Genomic DNA, 20,023 nt, shown 5'->3' with positions numbered 1-20,023 from the left:
TATCTCCCAACTTAATTTTGTAAGGACATCAGATCCGGTCATTTAGCTTTTTAAATGGAACTTCATCTGCATTCAGGATTTCAGGAAGAAATCCGATCAGATGGGCAAGGGTCTGATGCAAAAAAGGAACTAAACATGAATACAACATCCGCTAAAGATGACGCAGCGCCGTCGCAACATGAGCTACAACGCAAGCTGTCCAATCGGCATCTGCAGTTAATTGCCATTGGTGGTGCAATTGGTACCGGTTTATTTATGGGATCGGGTAAAACTATCTCTTTGGCCGGCCCTTCAATTTTATTTATTTATATAATTATTGGCTTTATGTTTTTCTTCCTGATGCGCGCATTGGGTGAGATATTATTGGCTAATTTACATTACAAATCATTTATTGATATGGCGCGCGACCTGATTGGTCCGGGCGCGGCCTATTATATTGGCTGGTCTTATTGGCTCGGTTGGGTTCTGGTCGGGATTGCTGATTTAGCAGCGATTATTAATTATTTGAGTTTCTGGTTACCCGAGGGTGTGGCCTTTACCCCCATCGGGCAGGCATTGATCAGTGTCGGCTGTGTGTTGCTGGTTCTGGGTTTGAACTTGCTGACGGTCAAACTGTTTGGTGAAATTGAATTCTGGTTTGCCCTGATTAAGATTTTAGCCATTTTAGGCCTGATCTTTATTGGCGGCTTTATGGTGTTGAACCAGTTTCAGGCACCAGATGGCAGTACTGCAAGCTTTAGCCATGTCTGGTCGGGTGGTATGTTCCCCAAAGGTGCGGATGGCTTTCTGGCAGGCTTCCAGATTGCCTTATTCGCCTTTGTCGGTGTGGAATTGCTCGGTACGATGGCAGCTGAAACCAAAGATCCTGAGAAAAATTTACCCAAAGCCGTCAATGCAATTCCAACGCGTATTATCTTGTTCTATGTGTTGTCATTGTTTGTAGTGATGTCAGTGACTCCATGGGCTAAAATTCCTGCGGATCAAAGTCCTTTTGTCAGCTTATTCATGCATGCCGGTATTGGTGCGGCGGCGATCATCATGAATCTGGTGGTTTTGTCATCCGTCATGTCTTCCATGAATAGTGGTGTATTCTCCACCAGTCGTATGCTTTTCGGATTGGCGCGTGGTCAACAGGCACCTGCCGCTTTGGCGCATCTATCGAAACGTTCTGTACCAGCCAAGGGTTTAATGTTCTCATGTGCCTTTATTATGGCTGGTGCAGCTTTGCAGTACTTTGTGCCCAATACCCTGGAAGCTTTTACTTTAGCGACGTCGCTGTGCGTGATTTTGTTTATTAGTATTTGGAGCTTAATTATGGTGTGTTATCTACGCTACCGTAAATTACGCCCTGAACAGCATGCCAACTCCACCTTTAAAATGCCGGGCGGGGTATGGATGAGCTATATCGTACTAACTTTTCTGGCTTTCGCTCTGGTCATTTTAAGTTTGGAGCCAGATACATTCAATGCATTAAAAATCAGTCCATTATGGTTGATTATTTTGGCAGTAACTTATTATGTACTGTATCGGCCGCGTGTCGCAGCCGCGAGAAAAGCGGCATTAGAAACACAATGAAATAGCTCAAAAAAATCCCCGACTGATCGGGGATTTTTTTATTGTAAGCAGAATAATTTGTGAATCATCCTTCCTCTATTTTCTAAAAAAGCCAAATCATCATTCAGATAATTAAAGTTGAGGAACACAGCGCTGATAAAATTTACTTTGATTGGATGTATATTCGAAATAAATTAAACAGGTATAAATACATAGAATAAATAATGCAACCCTTGCTACTGGCGAAACAAACAAAGATGATAAAAGGATGATGAGCAAACACGGGATTATCCATACCAATACACGTTTCTTTTTTTGTTTTACAACGACTTGAATTTCCTGATTTGACATTGGTTTAGTCTGATTTTTCCACAATTCGATTTTTATTGGCTCATTGCTAAACTTAAGTTGTCGGTATTCACTATAAGCGGGCTGTAAGGCATCATGCTTCATAAAAAAATCCGAATATGAGGCAAAAATATAATTTTCGATCTGCTCTAAACTTGGTGATGCTGTGCTAACACTAAAATCCTGATTCAAATCTTGAAAGACAAGCTGAAAATTTCCAGCGTATTCATTGCGGATAAAATGAATCGATAACATGGATTCTGGATAAAAATAACTTGGGTGCAGTAGATAATTTTCATGCCGTTGCCACAGTGGGTGTTTGTGGAAATTATGGGTGAAAATTGGCAATTCGTCAGGGTTGGGATGATAAGCACGTATTTGTAAAATAAGAGCTAAATCAGGTGTAAGGCACACTTCAACTGATTGACCTACAAGTTGTTCAGGTTTAACTTCTATGGGTTGTAAAATTAAGAAATCGGGATAGCGAATATTAAAAGTCTTTTTATGGGTTTCATTTTTTAAATCATAAAATTTAAGTTCAATATTAAGCTGCTTTAATTTGGGATCATATTTTGAAACTTTGGTGATCTTGCCAAATGTCTTGAGGTATTGGTCGGAATATTGTTTTCGTGTTTTTCGAGCATATAGCCATAGATACAAACCCTCTATTTCATTTAATGTAAACAGCCCAAGAAAAAGTACAGAAATAGTTAGTTGTGGATTATTAGAATTCCATACAAGATAAATCGCGCCAATAGCAAAAATCCAATGAAAGCGAGCTTTTATTTTTTGATGAAGCTTAAGCTTTGGGCCATGCAATTTTTTAAAGTTTTTCACAGCATCTGAATATAATTTTTGAGCTTCAGGTGTTGAGGCTGTTTTAATTTCTGCGGATGGAAAGTTCTGCATAATTGACCTTTTATTTTTCATGATCTTGTTTTTGTGTTAGCTAAAGGAAAGAATCCGTTCAGAAATATCCAGATTACTCTTTTTTTATTGTGTACATGAGTCTGATTTCATTTTTATAGTATTTTGATTTTTAAGATATTATATTAAAAATTGAATAAAAATAAAGTAATCAAGTTTTCAAAATACAGGTAATTTTCTCAAAAAGAGGAAGAGTTATGTATAGTGCAGTCATTTCCAAGACACAAACTTTCTGAATTGAATCTTAAAATGGACAGCTGTGTGCAGATTTAAATATTCAGACATAAAAAATCCCCGACTGATCGGGGATTTTTTTGATTGCGTGGGTGAATTAGAAAGTAGGTTTAACTACGACTAAAATCACCACTGCAAATAAGATCAGGGTTGGCATCTCATTAAAATAACGCCAAAACTTGTGAGACTTGTAATGTGCATTATCAATCAACTTCTTGCGGTAATAACCACATATCAGATGGTAAATCACCAATAAGCCGACCAGGCCAACTTTAAGGTAAAACCATAAGGCTTCATGGTAGTGACGCGTTGCATCACCCCAGTCGACCAGAAAGTGTGCCGTAATCAAGGTGGCCAACATGGCTGGCCACATGATGCCACGGTACAGCTTACGTTCCATGACTTCAAAGCGTTGATGACTGACGGCATCTTCGCTCATGGCATGATAAACATATAAACGTGGCAAGTAGAACAAAGCCGCGAACCAGCAAACCACTGCAATAATATGTAATGCTTTTACCCACAAGAAAGCATCAGAAGGAGCATCCATCAAGTCACCCTAAATTGGGCAGCTTAGCCTTCCCATTTCTTGAAAATGAGACAGGCATTTACGCCGCCGAAACCGAAACTGTTACTCATCACAGTATTCAATTTTGCGTCACGTTTTTCAAGCACGATATCAAACGGTTTCGCGCCTTCATCCAGCTCGGTCACGTTAATGTTTGGAGCAATAAAGTCATTTTGCATCATCAGGATCGAGTAAATTGCTTCCTGAACGCCAGCAGCACCCAGGCTGTGACCAGTCATAGACTTGGTTGAGCTCAGTGGTGGAACTTTATCTTCACCAAATGCACGTGCCATTGCTTGAAGCTCGGTCACGTCACCAGCAGGTGTAGATGTACCATGAGTATTCACATAATCAATCGATTCAACACCATGTTGTTTGGCTTCTTCAAGTGCCATCAGGATACAACGTGTAGCCCCTTCGCCACTTGGTGCAACCATATCTGCACCATCCGAGTTGGCCGCATAGCCCACCACTTCAGCCAAGATGTTTGCACCACGTGCTTGTGCATGCTCAAGTGACTCAAGCACCACAAAACCGCCACCACCGGCAATCACGAAGCCGTCACGGTCAGCAGAGTACGGACGAGATGCAGTTTCAGGCGTGTCGTTGTATTTAGAGCAAAGCGCACCCATCGCATCAAACAATAAGCTTTGTGACCAGTGATCTTCTTCACCGCCACCAGCCAGCATCAAATCTTGTTTGCCCAGTTGGATCAGGTTATAAGCATAACCAATGGCATCGGCAGAGGTTGCACATGCACTGGTAATGGTATGTGCTACGCCTTGTAGTTTAAAAGCGACACCGACGTTTGCAGTAATGGTGTTGGTCATATTGCGTGGTACAAAGAAAGGGCCAATTTTACGCGCACCTTTGGTATCTAGAAGTTCTTTCATTTCAACCACTGAGGCAGTTGAACCACCACCTGAACCACCGGCAATACCATAGCGTGGATTATTTGCCAGATCTTCTTGTTTTAAACCGGCATGTTCAACTGCAGCAAGTGCCGAATTGTAGGCATACATTGCGCATACGCCCATAAAGCGTTTGAGTTTACGGTCAATACCGTCGAAATCCTGTTCGGCCGCAGCACTCACATGGCTTTTGAAATTGAGTTCAGCATAAGTCGGATTAAAACGTGTTCCTGAAATCCCATTTTGTAAAGAATGGTTTACATCCTCTAATGTATTACCAATACACGAGTTAATACCCATGCCAGTGATGACAACACGTTTCATCTACAGATCCTTATAGTTTAGCTCTACGTCCAGTGGCAGAAAGTGGGCTATATAAAATCGCCAAATCCGGCCTCTAGCCTTATTTCATGATGGAGAACATGATAGCAGAAAGACTTTTGAAATCTTATGGCAAATGTTATGCCGTGTGACAGTCGGTTGGGTTTGTGAGTCGGCATGTAGGGATTTTACTAAATGACACAGAATAAAGTTGAGATAAATGCTGACTACACCTAGTATTTATATCAAATACAAGCACGTGAATGCTGAGGTAAAAAATGGTAAATGCTAATAATAAACAATCTAATGGTCTGATTTCGAATGCCTTTGGAGTGGCGAAAAAGTTCAGTTCAACCGGATTGGATTTATTGAATCATGTTGCACCAGACTCGGTGACGAAAGCACTTAAGCCGTCAAATTCCGGTCAGGTGATTGACGGTTCGGCGAAGACAAAAAGCGTTTTTTCGGCTAAAAAATATGATAATCCACAGCAAATGCTTCGTGAACATCTGCCAAATGTATCTCGCCAACTTCTAGGACACCGTTTTAATACCGTCAATAACGTGGCACATTTTGTTTCTCCTGAACTGACGGAGAAAGTATCAGACTATTTTTATGACCGCCTTAACCAGTTTAGTAACCAGAGCAGTTCGGTCGATGCCATTCTGAATGAAGCGGGAGCAAAAGACTTGGAAGAGTTGACTCAGGATGTCAATCGTTCTAAACGAATTTCACAGGCTTTGGGTGAGCAAAACAAATGGATTGCAACGGTACAGGGTGCAATCAGCGGTGCTTCTGGGGTGCTTGGTACAGCGATTGATATTCCGGCTTCTTTGTTAATGGCGCTACGTACCATTTATCAGGTCGGTCGTTCTTATGGTTTTGACCTGAGCAAAGATGATGATCAGGAAATCGTACAACATATCTTTAGACAGCTGGACCTCGGCCTGATTGCTGAAAAGCAAACCTTATTATTGGGTTTAAAAGCGCTGAGTAATACAATTAAAACCCACGATATTTCCCAGCTTCAGGCCATGCTGGGTTCTGATAATGATATGAATGCCATCAAGCAATGGTTAAACAACCATGAGGGCGAGGCAAAATGGGAATGGGTGAACAATCTGCCAAAAATTTCTATTTTAGAAAAATTAACGAAATTGACACCATTGGCAAGTGCTGGAATCGGAGCAGTTTATAGTCACCGTTTTGTTGATGATGTAAATCAGAAAGCTCAAGAAGCTTTCTCACATGCTCGACAATATCTGATTCAGCATCAAGATTCGCAATTGTCTCCCTATGCGGCCTATGAAAAAGCAGTCAATTTATTGCAACAGGCTGCACCTAAATTATTAGACAGTTCATCTCAGTCGATCGAGGCGCCAAAAGACGAGCCAATTCTGGATCAGGATATTGCAATTGAAGGCAATGATACAATTACTCAGGTCAAACTGGTTAAGAAAGAAAAGAATGATCTCAGTTCTGAAGAAGCTGAAGTGAAAAAAGATGAAAAAGTCAGTGAAGGTCTAGATGCCCTCAGTGATGAATTGGTTGAACCTGTGGCAGATAAACAATCGCAACAGCCTGCTTTAACCAAAACTTCTTTTGATCCTGACGTGGAAGCAGAGATACAAGCAGATAATACTGCTGAAAATGAATCGGAGACCGTGGAAAATGAGGGGCTAGAGGGGCAGGAGGATCCTGATTCTGCATCTGAAACAGCCTCAACAACATCTAAAGCTCAAGATGTTACAAAAAAAACTGCGAAGAATCCGAAAAAGTAAATGAATTCTGAGAGAAAATAGCAGCATAGCGTATAGTTGTTATTATATTTGGTCGACCTGAGCAGGTTGACCAATTTTACATCTTGAATTACAATTGCATGCCCTCAAAAAGCAGTATGTTTTTGGGGCTTTTTATTAACGGGAGAATTGCCAAATGGCAACAACAAATCAGTTGATCCGTAAGGGTCGTACGACTTTAGTTGAAAAATCTAAAGTTCCTGCGTTGAAGGCTTGTCCACAGCGCCGTGGTGTTTGTACACGTGTTTACACAACTACACCTAAAAAACCTAACTCAGCAATGCGTAAAGTTTGCCGTGTTCGCTTAACTTCAGGTTTTGAAGTTTCTAGCTACATCGGTGGTGAAGGCCATAACCTGCAAGAGCACAGTGTTGTTCTTATCCGTGGTGGTCGTGTTAAAGACTTACCAGGTGTACGTTACCATACCGTTCGTGGTTCTTTAGACTGTGCTGGTGTTAAAGATCGTAACCAGTCTCGTTCTAAATACGGTACTAAACGTCCTAAGAAATAATTCGTCAAGAATTAAATTTTAAGAACGTAGAACCGCAATCCTTTATCGTCTCGCTTGTCTGATTTCTGCATTTAATTTTGTGAAATTCAAGCGACGTGTAGTAAGGCCAGCGAATGCACATGACACTTTGTGCTCATGCTGGATAAACCTGAAGTGTCATCTTTATAGGTAGTTTAAAATGCCAAGACGTCGCGTAGTCGCTGCTCGTGAAATCCTTCCGGATCCTAAGTTCAGCAGCCAAACAATCGCTAAATTCATGAACCACGTAATGCAAGATGGTAAAAAATCTATTGCTGAAAGTATCGTTTACGGTGCTTTAGACCGCGTTCAAGAAAAATCTAAAGTAGACCCAGTTGAATTTTTCGAGACTACTCTTGAAAAAGTTCGTCCTATGGTCGAAGTAAAAGCACGCCGTGTTGGTGGTGCTACATACCAAGTACCTATGGAAGTACGCCCATCCCGTCGTACTGCCCTAGCTATGCGTTGGTTAGTAGATGCTGCTGCTAAGCGTTCTGAAAAAACTATGGCTTTACGTCTTGCTGGCGAGTTGCTTGATGCATCTGAAGGCAAAGGCGCTGCGGTTAAGAAACGTGAAGATGTGCACCGTATGGCTGAAGCCAACAAAGCATTCTCTCACTACCGTTTCTAAGCAGATAAAACAGGCCCTATTCAGGAAAGTGCTAAAACCGTCATGGTTTTGTCACCAAAGCGCTTTAAGTTGCTATGCAGCTTAAAGCGTCCTGTTTTAAACAACAAAATTTAGGAATGCTAGAAATCATGGCACGTCAAACCCCAATTTCTCGTTACCGTAACATTGGTATTTCTGCGCACATTGACGCAGGTAAGACAACCACTTCTGAACGTATTTTGTTCTACACAGGTGAGAGCCATAAACTTGGTGAAACTCACGAAGGTTCGGCAACTACGGACTGGATGGAACAAGAGCAAGAACGCGGTATTACCATTACCTCAGCAGCTGTAACATGCTTCTGGAAAGGTATGGCGAACCAGTTCGAACAACACCGTATTAACGTAATTGACACCCCGGGACACGTTGACTTCACGATTGAAGTTGAGCGTTCTATGCGTGTTCTTGACGGTGCGTGCATGGTTTACTGTGCTGTAGGTGGTGTTCAGCCTCAGTCAGAAACGGTATGGCGTCAAGCAAATAAATATAAAGTTCCACGTATTGCGTTCGTTAACAAAATGGACCGTACTGGCGCGAACTTCTTCCGTGCAGTTGAACAAGTTAAAACACGTCTTGGCGGTAATCCAGTGCCAATCGTTGTTCCAATCGGCGCAGAAGAAAACTTCCAGGGTGTTGTTGACCTGATCGAAATGAAAGCAATCATTTGGGATGAAGCATCTCAAGGTATGCAATTCGAATATGGCGACATCCCTGCTGACATAGTTGCTACTGCTGAAGAATGGCGTACTAATATGGTTGAAGCTGCTGCGGAAGCATCAGAAGAACTCATGGACAAGTACCTAGAAGGCGAAGAGCTGACTAAAGAAGAAATCGTTGCTGGTATCCGTAAGCGTACATTGGCAAACGAAATTCAACCGATGCTTTGTGGTTCGGCATTCAAAAACAAAGGTGTTCAACGTATGTTGGATGCTGTAATTGAATTCTTGCCAGCACCGACTGACGTTGAAGCGATCAAGGGTATCCTTGACGACAAAGACGAATCTGAAGGTTCTCGTGAAGCGTCTGACGAAGCTCCGTTCTCTGCACTTGCGTTCAAAATCATGAACGACAAATTCGTAGGTAACTTAACCTTCGTACGTGTTTACTCTGGTGTTCTTAAAGCGGGTAGCCCGTGTTATAACCCAGTGAAAATGAAGCGTGAGCGTGTAGGCCGTATCGTACAGATGCATGCGAATGACCGTAAAGATATCGAAGAGATTCGTGCGGGCGACATCGCGGCGTGTGTAGGTCTGAAAGACACAACGACTGGTGATACATTATGTGATGAAAACCACGTAATTACACTAGAGCGTATGGAATTCCCTGAGCCAGTAATTGCACTTGCAGTTGAACCTAAGACTAAAGCTGACCAAGAAAAAATGTCAGTAGCTTTAGGTCGTTTGGCAAAAGAAGATCCATCATTCCGTGTACGTACTGATGAAGAATCAGGTCAAACAATTATTGCTGGTATGGGTGAACTTCACCTTGACATCATTGTTGACCGTATGAAGCGTGAATTCGGTGTTGAAGCGAACATTGGTAAACCAATGGTATCTTACCGCGAAACGATCAAAAAATCGGTTGAGCAAGAAGGTAAATTCGTACGTCAAACTGGTGGTAAAGGTAAATTCGGTCACGTATACGTACGTCTAGAACCGCTTGCTGAAGATGCTGGTAAAGACTACGAATTCGTTGAAGAAGTTGTAGGTGGTGTTGTACCTAAAGAATTCTTCGGCGCGGTTGACAAGGGTATCCAAGAACGTATGAAGAATGGTGTACTTGCTGGTTATCCAGTAGTGGGCATCAAAGCGACATTGTTCGACGGTTCTTACCATGATGTCGATTCTGACGAATTATCGTTCAAAATGGCAGGTTCTTACGCATTCCGTGATGGTTTCATGAAAGCAGATCCAATCTTGCTTGAACCAATCATGAAAGTTGAAGTAGAAACTCCAGAAGACTACATGGGCGATATCATGGGTGACTTAAACCGTCGTCGTGGTATGGTTCAAGGTATGGACGATCTTCCTGGTGGTACTAAAGCCATTCGTGCTGAAGTTCCATTGGCTGAGATGTTTGGTTACGCAACTCATATGCGTTCTATGTCTCAAGGTCGTGCGACTTACTCTATGGAATTTGCTAAATATGCTGAAACTCCACGTAACGTGGCTGAAGGCATCATTTCTAAGTTCCAGTCTGGCGGTAAAAAAGGTGACGACGAGTAATCTTTCGATTACTATAAGCCCAAACTAATTCATAGTTAAACCCAAGTGCTCATGCAGTGATCCTGCATGAGTAGTTTAAAAAGGAAGATCTCATGGCTAAGGCTAAGTTTGAACGTAATAAGCCACACGTTAACGTGGGCACAATTGGTCACGTCGACCATGGTAAAACAACTTTAACAGCTGCGATTGCAACTGTATGTGCGAAAAAATTCGGTGGCGAAGCGCGTGATTACGCTGCAATCGACTCTGCACCAGAAGAAAAAGCACGTGGTATTACAATTAACACTTCTCACGTAGAATACGATTCTCCAACTCGTCACTACGCGCACGTAGACTGCCCAGGCCACGCCGACTATGTTAAAAACATGATCACTGGTGCGGCTCAGATGGATGGTGCGATCCTAGTTTGTTCAGCGACTGATGGTCCTATGCCACAAACTCGTGAACACATCCTGCTTTCTCGTCAGGTAGGTGTACCTTACATCGTTGTGTTCCTGAACAAATGCGACATCGTTGATGACGAAGAGCTGATCGAATTAGTAGAAATGGAAGTTCGTGAACTTCTTTCTACTTATGACTTCCCAGGCGACGACACTCCAGTAATCCGTGGTTCAGCACTTGCTGCACTGAACGGTGAATCTGGTCAGTATGGTGAAGATGCAGTTGTTGCTCTTGTTGAAGCGCTTGACTCTTACATTCCAGAGCCAGAACGTGCTATCGACCTTCCATTCCTTATGCCAATTGAAGACGTATTCTCAATCTCTGGTCGTGGTACAGTAGTAACTGGCCGTGTAGAGACTGGTATTGTTAAAGTAGGCGAATCAGTTGAAATCGTTGGTATCCGTGATACTCAAGTAACTACAGTTACTGGTGTTGAAATGTTCCGTAAATTGCTTGACGAAGGTCGTGCAGGCGAGAACTGTGGTGTTCTTCTACGTGGTACTAAGCGTGAAGACGTACAACGTGGTCAAGTATTGACTAAACCAGGTGCGATCAAGCCACACACTAAATTCGATGCGGAAGTATACGTACTTTCTAAAGAAGAAGGTGGTCGTCACACTCCATTCCTTAACGGTTACCGTCCACAGTTCTACTTCCGTACTACGGACGTAACTGGTGCGATCGCGCTTAAAGAAGGCGTGGAAATGGTTATGCCTGGTGACAACGTTGAGATGTCAGTAGAGCTAATCCACCCAATCGCAATGGACCCAGGTCTACGTTTTGCGATCCGTGAAGGTGGTCGTACAGTGGGTGCTGGTGTAGTTGCTAAAGTAACTGCATAATCGCTGATTGTGTAAAAAAAGCGCCTCTTTGAGGCGTTTTTTTTGTCTGGATTTTTGTCAGACAATCACTCATGAGTGTCCTTAACTGATAGTGTGATGACCTAAACTGCACTTATTTATACGATAAAAATCAATAAAACTAGGCTCAATAAAACAAATAATAGATTCAGGCAGCTGTGCTTGAAAGGAGCCTACAATGAACGTAAAAGTAAAAATTTCAGAGCGTGCTGGTGCAAGCTTTCCTGTTCGTCGTATGAATTTTGATTTTGATCATGTCCCGGAATACTGGATGCATGGATCAGCTGGTTTAACGCATTTTATGACCGCCTTATCTGCACTGTTTCCGGCAGGTGAAAAGTTCTTTATCGATAGCGTTCGGGCCGTGCGTCAGCATCCAGCGATCAAAGATAATGCAGAATTGCAAAAAGAAATTTCTGCCTTTATTGGTCAAGAAGCTATGCACACGCATGAACATGTCGGTTTTAATGCCTCCGCACAGCGCTATGGACATGATGTCGAGACACTGGATCATTATACCGATCAGGTGATTCAGACCACGCGTAAAGTCATGGCCAAACTGCTGAAGCCAGTTGGCATTAGCCAAGAAATGGTGGATTTGACTGCAACCACAGCACTGGAACATTTTACCGCGACCATCGCAACGCAGTTGTTAAGTAACGCTCATATCCAGGAACTGATGACTGATAAAACCATGAAAAATATGTGGATGTGGCATGCGATTGAAGAAAATGAACATAAAGCGGTGGCCTATGATGTGTTTGAAGCTGTCTTTGGTAACGGTTTAAAAGCCTATGCGCTACGGACCTCATCTTTGGTCATTTCGATGGCAACCTTAGCTGTTGTACAAAGCTATTTTCTGGCACGTTTACTCAAGCAGGACAATCAATTGAATTTGGAATCGCTGAAATCGATATATACCTACGCGTATAGCCCATCAAAAGGGGTAATTACGGGCATGAGTCGTGAAATGTTAATGTACTTTAAACCTGGCTTTCATCCAAATGATCATGATACACATGGCCTGTTAACAGTCTGGAAAGCCAAACTCGGACTTGAATAGGACTGAAAATTAAAGAGCGATTGAAATTGCTCTTTTTTTTACTCGATTTTTTGGATGAAGTTTCTATAATGCGGAAGTTAATTCTATATAAGATGAACGAAGATGATTCGTTTAATGCAAGCAGCGGATGTAGCAGCCGTTGCAAAGATTGAAAAATCTGTTCAATCACATCCCTGGACTTTAAAACAGTTTGAAGATGCGGTGACTGCTTATCAAAGTACCGTGATCGAGCAGCAAGGGCAGGTGCTGGGATTTTGTATTTTACAACCGGTGCTGGATGAAGCCAATTTACTGCTTATGGCAATTGATCCGGCTCAGCAAGGTCAGGGCTTGGGTTATCAATTATTGGATGCCTCAGTCGCCATGCTGAAAAATAATCCGGTGCAGATTTTCCTGGAAGTGCGCGAAACTAATATTGCTGCCATCAAGCTTTATGAGAAGTCAGGCTTTCATCAGATTGATTTACGCAAAAATTATTATCCGGGTTCAAACGGAATGCGCGAACATGCCATCATTATGGTCAAGGCATGTACGGATGACTTTGCTAGCCTGTTCAAATAGAAACTGACGACCTTATTTAATAATCTGGTGATTCCATCCGCTGGGTAAGGTCGTCATCAATGAGTTTCCCAAGTGCTGAATCTCCAGCTCACTCAGCGCACGGTTTAAACGTCGCCATTGGCCATCAATCAAGAGTTCTAGCGGCAGATACTGAGATTTATAATTCATCTTGTTGGAATGTGGCACCCAATAACCGAGGTAGATGAATTGTAAGCCAAGTTTTTGCGCATGTTCAATCTGCTTCAAGATTGCAAATGCACCGAGAGAGCGGCGATTTTCATCCGGATCGAAGAAGGTATATACAGCCGAGATGCCATCATCTAGCAAGTCGCAGGTGGAAACACTGATCAAGCGATCATCCAGCCATAATTCTAAAAAGAAGCTATCCGTACAACTTTGCAATAAAAACTTTTCGAACTGATCGCGACTCGGGGGGAACATGTCCCCATCTGCGTGGCGTTCATTGATATAGCGTTCATACAGCGCATAATGCGTATCACCGGCCTGCTCTGGACTGGTAATTTTCACCCGAAGATCCTGATTGCGTTTCCAGGCTTTTTTTTGTGAACTGTTCATGGAAAATTCAGCCACTGGCACGCGTGAAGATAAGCATTGACGACACAGATGACATTCCGGACGATAAACAAAATCGCCACTGCGCCGGAAACCGGTGCGCGACAGTTCTGACAGGGTCAGTACATCAATGCGATGCGCAGGATCCAGAAAAACCATACGTGCCGACTTATTGGGCAAGTAGCTGCAATCGTGCGGCGGCGTAATATAATACTGTAAATCGTTCAGTAGGGACTTTGGCTGATAAGAGTTCATAACAAGTACCCTCTGTTATTTTCATTCACTGAGTCGCGCGTTTTGCGCTATTGTTTTACTTGAAAATACACCCTCTTGATACTTTTTCCAATCGATAGCAGGCTGTTTTACAACATCTTGTAACGAATTAAGATAGTCTTGGCGAGAAAGTGTACAGGCGCCGAGGCTTAAAAGATGGTCATTGACCAACTGGCAGTCAATCCAGGGCAGCTTATTTTCCTGCCCAATCAGCATTAAAGTATAAAAAGCCATTTTAGAAACATCGGTCTGCGTACTAAACATGGACTCACCAAAACAACCCTGTCCAATCGTCACACCATAAAGCCCACCTACAATGCGATTTTCATCCCAGATCTCAATACTATAGCCATATCCGGCATCGAACATGTCGCAGTATCCTGCGATAATATCTTCACTGATCCAGGTTTCTTCTGCATAAGCACGCGGCAGTGAGCAGGAACGAATCACCCTTTCAAAAGCATGATTGACCGTGATTTGATAATCCCATTTTTTCATATTGCGGATCAGGGATTTACTTGGATGATAATCATGGGGCCGAATAATGCAGCGCGGTTCCGGACTCCACCAGCAAATAGGTTCTCCCTCAGAAAACCAGGGAAATAAGCCATGGGTATAGGCTTCAAAAAGTGTGGAAGGGGAGAGGTCAGCACCAATACAAATCAGTCCTTCGCCTTCAGGGTCAACCTGCATCGGGTCAGGAAAGATAAATTGTGAGGGAGGAAGTAGATGCATGGCAAACCTGAAATAAAACTATAGATGAATCATAAGCTAATTCTAGCAATAAAAAAGCCGCCCATAATGGACGGCATTTTTATTCTTGCTGCTTAGTCTAGTTTGCCCATCGCATCAAGATATTTTTCTGCATCGAGTGCAGCCATACAGCCTGAACCCGCAGAAGTAATGGCCTGACGGTAAATGCTGTCAGCAATATCGCCCGCAGCAAATACGCCCGGTACCGAAGTTTGGGTTGCATTACCCGCAGTACCACTTTGCACCTGAATATAACCGTCGCGCAGCTGCAACTGACCGTCAAACATTGAACTGTTTGGCTTATGGCCAATGGCAACAAACATACCCGTTACATCGACGTTTTGAGTAGAGTCATCCTGGGTCGACTTGATACGTACAGAGGTCACACCAGATTGTGCATCCCCTAAAACTTCATCGACCTGATGGTTCCAGATAATGCTGATCTTGCCTTCTTTTTCTTTAGCAAATAAATGATCTTGCAAGATTTTTTCAGAACGTAATGAATCACGGCGATGAACCAGAGTCACATGCGAAGCGATATTGGATAAGTATAAGGCTTCTTCAACAGCGGTGTTACCACCACCCACAACCATGACTTTCTGGTTTTTGTAGAAGAAACCATCACAAGTGGCGCAAGCGCTGACGCCTTGACCCATAAAGGCAGCTTCAGATTCAAGACCTAAATATTGAGCTGTTGCACCGGTACAGATGATTAAAGCATCACAGGTAAATTCGTCCATATCGCCTTTCAATACGAAAGGGCGCTGGTTTAGATCTACTTCATTGATATGGTCATACACGATTTCAGTGCCAAAGCGCTCTGCATGCGCCTGCATACGCTCCATCAATGCTGGACCGGTTAAGCCTTCAGGATCACCGGGCCAGTTATCCACGTCCGTGGTCGTGGTCAATTGGCCGCCCAGTTGCAAACCGGCAATGAGGGTTGGTTTTAGGTTTGCACGCGCTGCATAGACTGCTGCGCTGTAGCCTGCGGGGCCAGAACCTAAAATAATCAGTCGTGAGTGACGTGCGCTCATCAGCTGTATCCTTTTTTATTTAGAAATTTATTGAATTATACGTGAAACTGTATAACAGTGGGGTGAGATTAAAGTCGATATTATTGATCATTGAAATCGATTTGGGCTATATATAATAAGTACACAGTGTGCTTGCACAATAGTGCATCTTTTTTCACAGAACAGGTGCATAATATGCCTTTTATTGCGTCGCTTTTTTCAAGCATTGAAGCAAAAGAATATTCATGAAGAATTGGTTACAGGACAGTATATGACAGCGGTGTCGAGTGCCTATGCACAGCGCTTAGTAATGACATTATTTTTAGTCTCATTTGGGATTTATCTGTTTCTTGCAACAGTGACCTATACGCCATTTGATCCGGGATGGATGCATATCTCTAGTGATACGCAGACCGTTTCGAATGCCAGTGGGGTTGCGGGTGCCTGGATTGCAGACCTTTTGTTTGGCTTTCTCGGTTGGGCAAGCCTGCTGATTCCTGTCTATCTGTTTATGGAAGCGGTTCAGGTCTGGTGGCCACGTAGCTTCCTGAACCGGCCATTCCGCTATGCTGCGCAATTCTTCCTGTTATTGACCACGTCAGCACTGCTGTTTTTATTCTGGCAAGTGCCTGCCGATACGCTGGATAATTCTTCCGGCGGTATCATTGGCTATGAATTAGGCCAGAGTTTAGAACAGTTGCTGACAGTCTATGGTGCAGCATTCTTCCTGCTGGTGCTTTGGGTGGTGTTATTTACTTTGGCTTTTGGGGTGAAGTGGAACAAGACCTGGAGCAGCCTCAAAGCAACGCCTGCTTATCTACAAGACCTGTTCTACCGTAATGTGCCTGAAGGCATGTCTGATTTTGACCGTACTGCACCTGTCGCCAAAAAAGAACCAGTCATTAGTACAAAAAAAGTAGCGGTTGCAGTCACACCTGCGCCTGAGCATCAACTGGTAGAAATAGATCCGGTGGTGCGTGACCAAGTGGCTGAACGCTTATTTGATGATTTTGCCGATAAAGAATCACAGCAACCGCAGTTTTATGATGATATTCCCGAAGCTGAACAGCATGCCCCTGAGCCAGTCGAGACATTGAAGCAAGCACAGCAAGTGCCTCAACAGCCAGACCGCGTCGTGGCAACAGGCGAAGTATGGCGTGCCTTACATTCCAGTGAAGATCAGCGCCATAAACAGGATATTGATGCATTACTTAAAGCTGCCGAAGAAGAGCAGCATAGTGCTCCAGCCTCACACTTGGCGGTTTCTCAAGCTGCGCCGTCTCAACATGTTCAAGCCAGAACAGCGCCTGCTACGCATACTGGGCTGGACTGGGATGATGATGAAATCTTTGATGAACTTCTGGCTGCCGTTCCACAAGGAAAAACGGCGACAGATGTGCATAGTCCATTTAATGCTGCGCCTGCTGCAAAACCCCAGAGCTTTGCCGAAGAAGTTACAAGCGCGGCGCCGGTTCTGGCATCTGTCGCAACAGCACATGTAGTCAAAAATAGTGCATTGCAAGCCGATCTGGATGACCTGGGTGATTTGCTGATTGAAGAGGATGAGCCAAAACAAACTATACGTGCCTCTAGCTATGCGCAATCTTCTGCTTTTGTACAGGCCCCGATTCAGCATCAAGTTATAGCACAACCGGTATCTGATTCTTCTGCAACTCATGCCGCAGTACGCGAGGCTTTATCTAAAGAAGAATTTGTAGAAGCCTGGCAAGAAACGGCTGGCAAACCACAAGATGAAGACGAGTTTGATTTTGATGCACCTTTAACTGATGCTTCAGGCCGTCCGATGTCACGTGCGATGCAGGTGGCTGAGCGCCGTAAAGATCTATCGCCTCTTCCGGGTCTCGACCTGCTGGATGAAGTCGATCCGAATAAAAAAGTGAATTTCACTGAAGAGCAATTGTCGCGTTTATCTGAACTGCTTGAAATCAAACTGCAGGAATTCAATGTCAAAGCCAAGGTGGTTGAAGCACAGCCGGGCCCAGTGGTGACACGTTTTGAATTGGATCTGGCGCCGGGTGTGAAGGCCTCTAAAGTCACTAATATTTCCCGAGATTTGGCACGCTCGATGTCGATGGCATCGGTACGTGTGGTTGAAGTGATTCCCGGTAAACCGTATATCGGGATTGAAGTGCCGAACAGCAGCCGTGAAATGGTACGTTTGATCGAGCTTCTGACCATTCCAGCCTTCACTGATCCGAACAGTATTCTTTCCATGGCAATGGGTAAGGATATTTCCGGTAATCCGGTAATTGCTGACTTGGGCAAGGCACCGCATATGCTGGTGGCGGGTACCACGGGTTCAGGTAAATCGGTGGCAGTCAACTCGATGATTCTATCGATGTTGCTCAAATACAGCCCTGAACAGTTGCGTTTGATTCTGATCGATCCAAAGCAGCTGGAACTGGCCAACTATAATGATATTCCACATTTATTGACGCCTGTCGTCACCGATATGAAAGATGCAGTCAACGCATTAAATTGGTGTGTCAATGAAATGGAACGTCGCTATAAACTGATGTCTTTCCTGAAAATTCGTAAACTCAGTGACTATAACCGCAAGGTCGAAGAAGCGATTGCCAATGGTGAAGACCTGATCGATCCAACCTGGAAGGCCAGTGATTCAGTGGTGGGTGAGCGTGCACCGCGTTTAACGCCGTTGCCTTCGATTGTGATTGTCGCGGATGAATTTGCTGACATGATCATGCAGGTCGGTAAAAAAGCTGAAGAAATGATTACGCGTCTGGCACAAAAATCCCGTGCGGCCGGTATTCACTTGCTGCTTGCCACTCAGCGTCCATCGGTGGATGTGATCACCGGTTTAATCAAAGCCAATATTCCGACCCGTGTGGCACTGCGTGTCAACTCAAAAATTGACTCACGTACTATTCTGGATGCAGGCGGTGCAGAAGACTTGCTCGGTCATGGTGATATGCTCTTCCTGGGGCCTGGTAAAATTGAGCCTGAGCGTGTGCATGGTGCCTTTATTGCCGATGATGAAGTGAACCGGATTTGTGATGCATGGCGTGAACGTGGTGCGCCCAATTATGTCGATGAAATCCTGACGCCGTATGATGAGGAACCATCAAATCGCGGTTTTGAAGAGGGTGGAGAGAGTGGCCCAGATCGAGATGCACTGTATGATCAGTGCGTAGCATTTGTACTCGAAACCCGTAAGGCTTCAACGTCTTCGCTACAGCGTAAATTTAGTCTGGGGTATAACCGTGCTGCGCGGATCATTGACCAGATGGAAGAGAATGGTATTGTCAGTGGCATGGGTGCCAATGGTAAACGCGAGATTCTGGTTTAAGTTTCTCTATGCTGAACCATAAAAAAGCCTGCAATTGCAGGCTTTTTTAATACGGTAGCTAAAATCAGGCAAACTTCGCCAATACCGCCAAGAACTCGGCACTTTGACGCGGGAAGGTGGCAATCACGTCATGAATGCGTTGCCCTTCAGGATTGGTTGCATTGACATCACGGCCATCAGCGACAAATTTCGTCAACAGGCGTTCATAATCAAATGGACGCATATGCTTGAAAGCATGATAAAGCACATGAAAGTCAGCATTTACACCTGCAGGAGGAAGCTGATTCAGGTAGGCAAATACACGCTCATCTGACCATTCTTCGTTAAAGGTCGCTGGTTGAGATAATGCCATCGCAATTTCCTTAATCTAATGTAGTTTTTTCGGCATGAAAAAAGGCAAAATTTGTATGAGCAAGAGACAGTGTCTTTTGAGCTGACTCTGTCGACTAGAAACATTGTTTCTAGTCTTGGGATTGAGTAAATCCTTAAAAGCCGTGCTTTAATTTACTGATCCAGTCCACTCAAAGCCTAGCTTCTCGACTTGCGGCCGGGTAAAGCAGTATTTACGACCAGCCCACTCGAAGCATAGCTTCTCGTCTTGCGGCCGGGTAAAGCAGTATTTACGACCAGCCCACTCGAAGCTTAGCTTCTCGTCTTGCGGCTGGGTAAAGCAGTATTTACGACCAGCCCACTCGAAGCCTAGCTTCTCGTCTTGCGGCCGGGTAAAGCCGTGCTTTACTAATCCGGCCTCATATTTTGCCTTGAATCAATTTGCTTGACCAATCAAAAATCAGATTATCGTTCTTCAGGTAAATTGATATTCATCTCAAGCATTTCAATATTGGCTTCAGAACGTACCGACATTTGAATATGCTGCTCATCGACACCACGTACATAGCGATTGACCACTTGCATGATTTCTGTCTTCATCTGATCAATTTTGTCCTGGCTCAAGCGACGACCCAAGCCTTGTTCGGAAGCAACGATAACCTTCAAACGGTCTTTAGCAGTCCGTGCGCTTGATGGTTTATCCTCGCCACTAAAAAGTTTACTCCAGAATCCTGCCATG

At 43.8% G+C, this 20,023-nt stretch carries 17 protein-coding genes; 9 read left to right on the top strand and 8 right to left on the bottom strand.

Translation table 11 applies throughout. From position 1 onward, the window contains the following. The first annotated feature begins 135 nt into the window (after positions 1–135). Positions 136–1,575: an amino acid permease gene (locus FTU40_RS07190; RefSeq protein ID WP_180040292.1), complete on the top strand. Its 1,440-nt coding sequence runs from the start codon at positions 136–138 to the stop codon at positions 1,573–1,575. A 111-nt stretch (positions 1,576–1,686) separates the two neighbouring features. Here FTU40_RS07190 and FTU40_RS07185 read toward each other — a convergent pair whose 3' ends face one another. The 3 genes from FTU40_RS07185 to FTU40_RS07175 form a co-directional block, all read right to left on the bottom strand. After that, entirely contained in the window at positions 1,687–2,811 is a 1,125-nt protein-coding gene (locus FTU40_RS07185; protein WP_100357335.1) for a hypothetical protein, read from the bottom strand. 349 nt (positions 2,812–3,160) lie between these two features. Then, complete coding sequence (locus FTU40_RS07180; protein WP_100357334.1) at positions 3,161–3,613, bottom strand: CopD family protein; 453 nt, start codon at positions 3,611–3,613, stop codon at positions 3,161–3,163. A gap of 23 nt (positions 3,614–3,636) precedes the next feature. Further along, positions 3,637–4,866 (bottom strand): beta-ketoacyl synthase N-terminal-like domain-containing protein, encoded by a 1,230-nt coding sequence (locus tag FTU40_RS07175; protein ID WP_005096011.1) that lies wholly within the window; start codon positions 4,864–4,866, stop codon positions 3,637–3,639. A 275-nt stretch (positions 4,867–5,141) separates the two neighbouring features. On the opposite strand from FTU40_RS07175, the gene FTU40_RS07170 reads away from it, so the two are divergent. The 7 genes from FTU40_RS07170 to rimI all read left to right on the top strand — a co-directional run bounded on the left by FTU40_RS07170 (position 5,142) and on the right by rimI (position 13,011). Further along, positions 5,142–6,644 carry an EcsC family protein gene (locus FTU40_RS07170; RefSeq protein WP_180040290.1) on the top strand — a complete coding sequence of 501 codons (1,503 nt, stop codon included), beginning with the start codon at positions 5,142–5,144 and terminating at the stop codon, positions 6,642–6,644. A gap of 154 nt (positions 6,645–6,798) precedes the next feature. Continuing rightward, positions 6,799–7,173 carry a 30S ribosomal protein S12 gene (gene rpsL / locus FTU40_RS07165; protein ID WP_002050319.1) on the top strand — a complete coding sequence of 125 codons (375 nt, stop codon included), beginning with the start codon at positions 6,799–6,801 and terminating at the stop codon, positions 7,171–7,173. Positions 7,174–7,351: 178 nt separating this feature from the next. After that, complete coding sequence (gene rpsG / locus FTU40_RS07160) at positions 7,352–7,822, top strand: 30S ribosomal protein S7 (protein WP_004279240.1); 471 nt, start codon at positions 7,352–7,354, stop codon at positions 7,820–7,822. A 128-nt stretch (positions 7,823–7,950) separates the two neighbouring features. Next, positions 7,951–10,086 (top strand): elongation factor G, encoded by a 2,136-nt coding sequence (gene fusA / locus FTU40_RS07155; RefSeq protein WP_180040288.1) that lies wholly within the window; start codon positions 7,951–7,953, stop codon positions 10,084–10,086. 92 nt (positions 10,087–10,178) lie between these two features. After that, positions 10,179–11,369 (top strand): elongation factor Tu, encoded by a 1,191-nt coding sequence (gene tuf / locus FTU40_RS07150; RefSeq protein ID WP_180040287.1) that lies wholly within the window; start codon positions 10,179–10,181, stop codon positions 11,367–11,369. A 196-nt stretch (positions 11,370–11,565) separates the two neighbouring features. Further along, positions 11,566–12,450: a metal-dependent hydrolase gene (locus FTU40_RS07145; RefSeq protein ID WP_100354882.1), complete on the top strand. Its 885-nt coding sequence runs from the start codon at positions 11,566–11,568 to the stop codon at positions 12,448–12,450. Positions 12,451–12,552: 102 nt separating this feature from the next. Continuing rightward, positions 12,553–13,011 (top strand): ribosomal protein S18-alanine N-acetyltransferase, encoded by a 459-nt coding sequence (rimI, locus tag FTU40_RS07140; RefSeq protein WP_180040285.1) that lies wholly within the window; start codon positions 12,553–12,555, stop codon positions 13,009–13,011. A 12-nt stretch (positions 13,012–13,023) separates the two neighbouring features. Here the strand turns inward: rimI and FTU40_RS07135 are convergent, their stop codons facing one another. The 3 genes from FTU40_RS07135 to trxB all read right to left on the bottom strand — a co-directional run bounded on the left by FTU40_RS07135 (position 13,024) and on the right by trxB (position 15,647). Continuing rightward, the gene (locus tag FTU40_RS07135) at positions 13,024–13,839 is read right to left on the bottom strand and encodes an arginyltransferase (protein ID WP_005096022.1); all 816 of its coding nucleotides are present in this window, start codon (positions 13,837–13,839) and stop codon (positions 13,024–13,026) included. A 21-nt stretch (positions 13,840–13,860) separates the two neighbouring features. Beyond that, complete coding sequence (gene aat, locus FTU40_RS07130; RefSeq protein WP_180040283.1) at positions 13,861–14,592, bottom strand: leucyl/phenylalanyl-tRNA--protein transferase; 732 nt, start codon at positions 14,590–14,592, stop codon at positions 13,861–13,863. 92 nt (positions 14,593–14,684) lie between these two features. After that, on the bottom strand, positions 14,685–15,647 hold the full coding sequence (gene trxB / locus FTU40_RS07125) for a thioredoxin-disulfide reductase (RefSeq protein ID WP_005172342.1): 963 nt from the start codon (positions 15,645–15,647) through the stop codon (positions 14,685–14,687). Between the two features lie 250 nt (positions 15,648–15,897). Here trxB and FTU40_RS07120 point away from each other — a divergent pair, with 250 nt between their 5' ends. After that, positions 15,898–18,954, top strand: a complete 3,057-nt coding sequence (locus FTU40_RS07120) for a DNA translocase FtsK (RefSeq protein WP_180040281.1) — start codon at positions 15,898–15,900, stop codon at positions 18,952–18,954. Positions 18,955–19,018: 64 nt separating this feature from the next. On the opposite strand, the gene FTU40_RS07115 is transcribed toward FTU40_RS07120, so the two are convergent. Next, complete coding sequence (locus FTU40_RS07115; RefSeq protein WP_005096030.1) at positions 19,019–19,306, bottom strand: PA4642 family protein; 288 nt, start codon at positions 19,304–19,306, stop codon at positions 19,019–19,021. 443 nt (positions 19,307–19,749) lie between these two features. Further along, on the bottom strand, positions 19,750–20,022 hold the full coding sequence (gene minE, locus FTU40_RS07110) for a cell division topological specificity factor MinE (protein ID WP_005096032.1): 273 nt from the start codon (positions 20,020–20,022) through the stop codon (positions 19,750–19,752). Position 20,023 lies beyond the last annotated feature (1 nt).

The organism is Acinetobacter sp. YH12100, assembly GCF_013419135.1.
Lineage (GTDB): Bacteria > Pseudomonadota > Gammaproteobacteria > Pseudomonadales > Moraxellaceae > Acinetobacter > Acinetobacter pseudolwoffii.
Note: the sequence above shows the minus strand (reverse complement) of the source record. Positions and strands in the feature narration are given on the sequence as shown.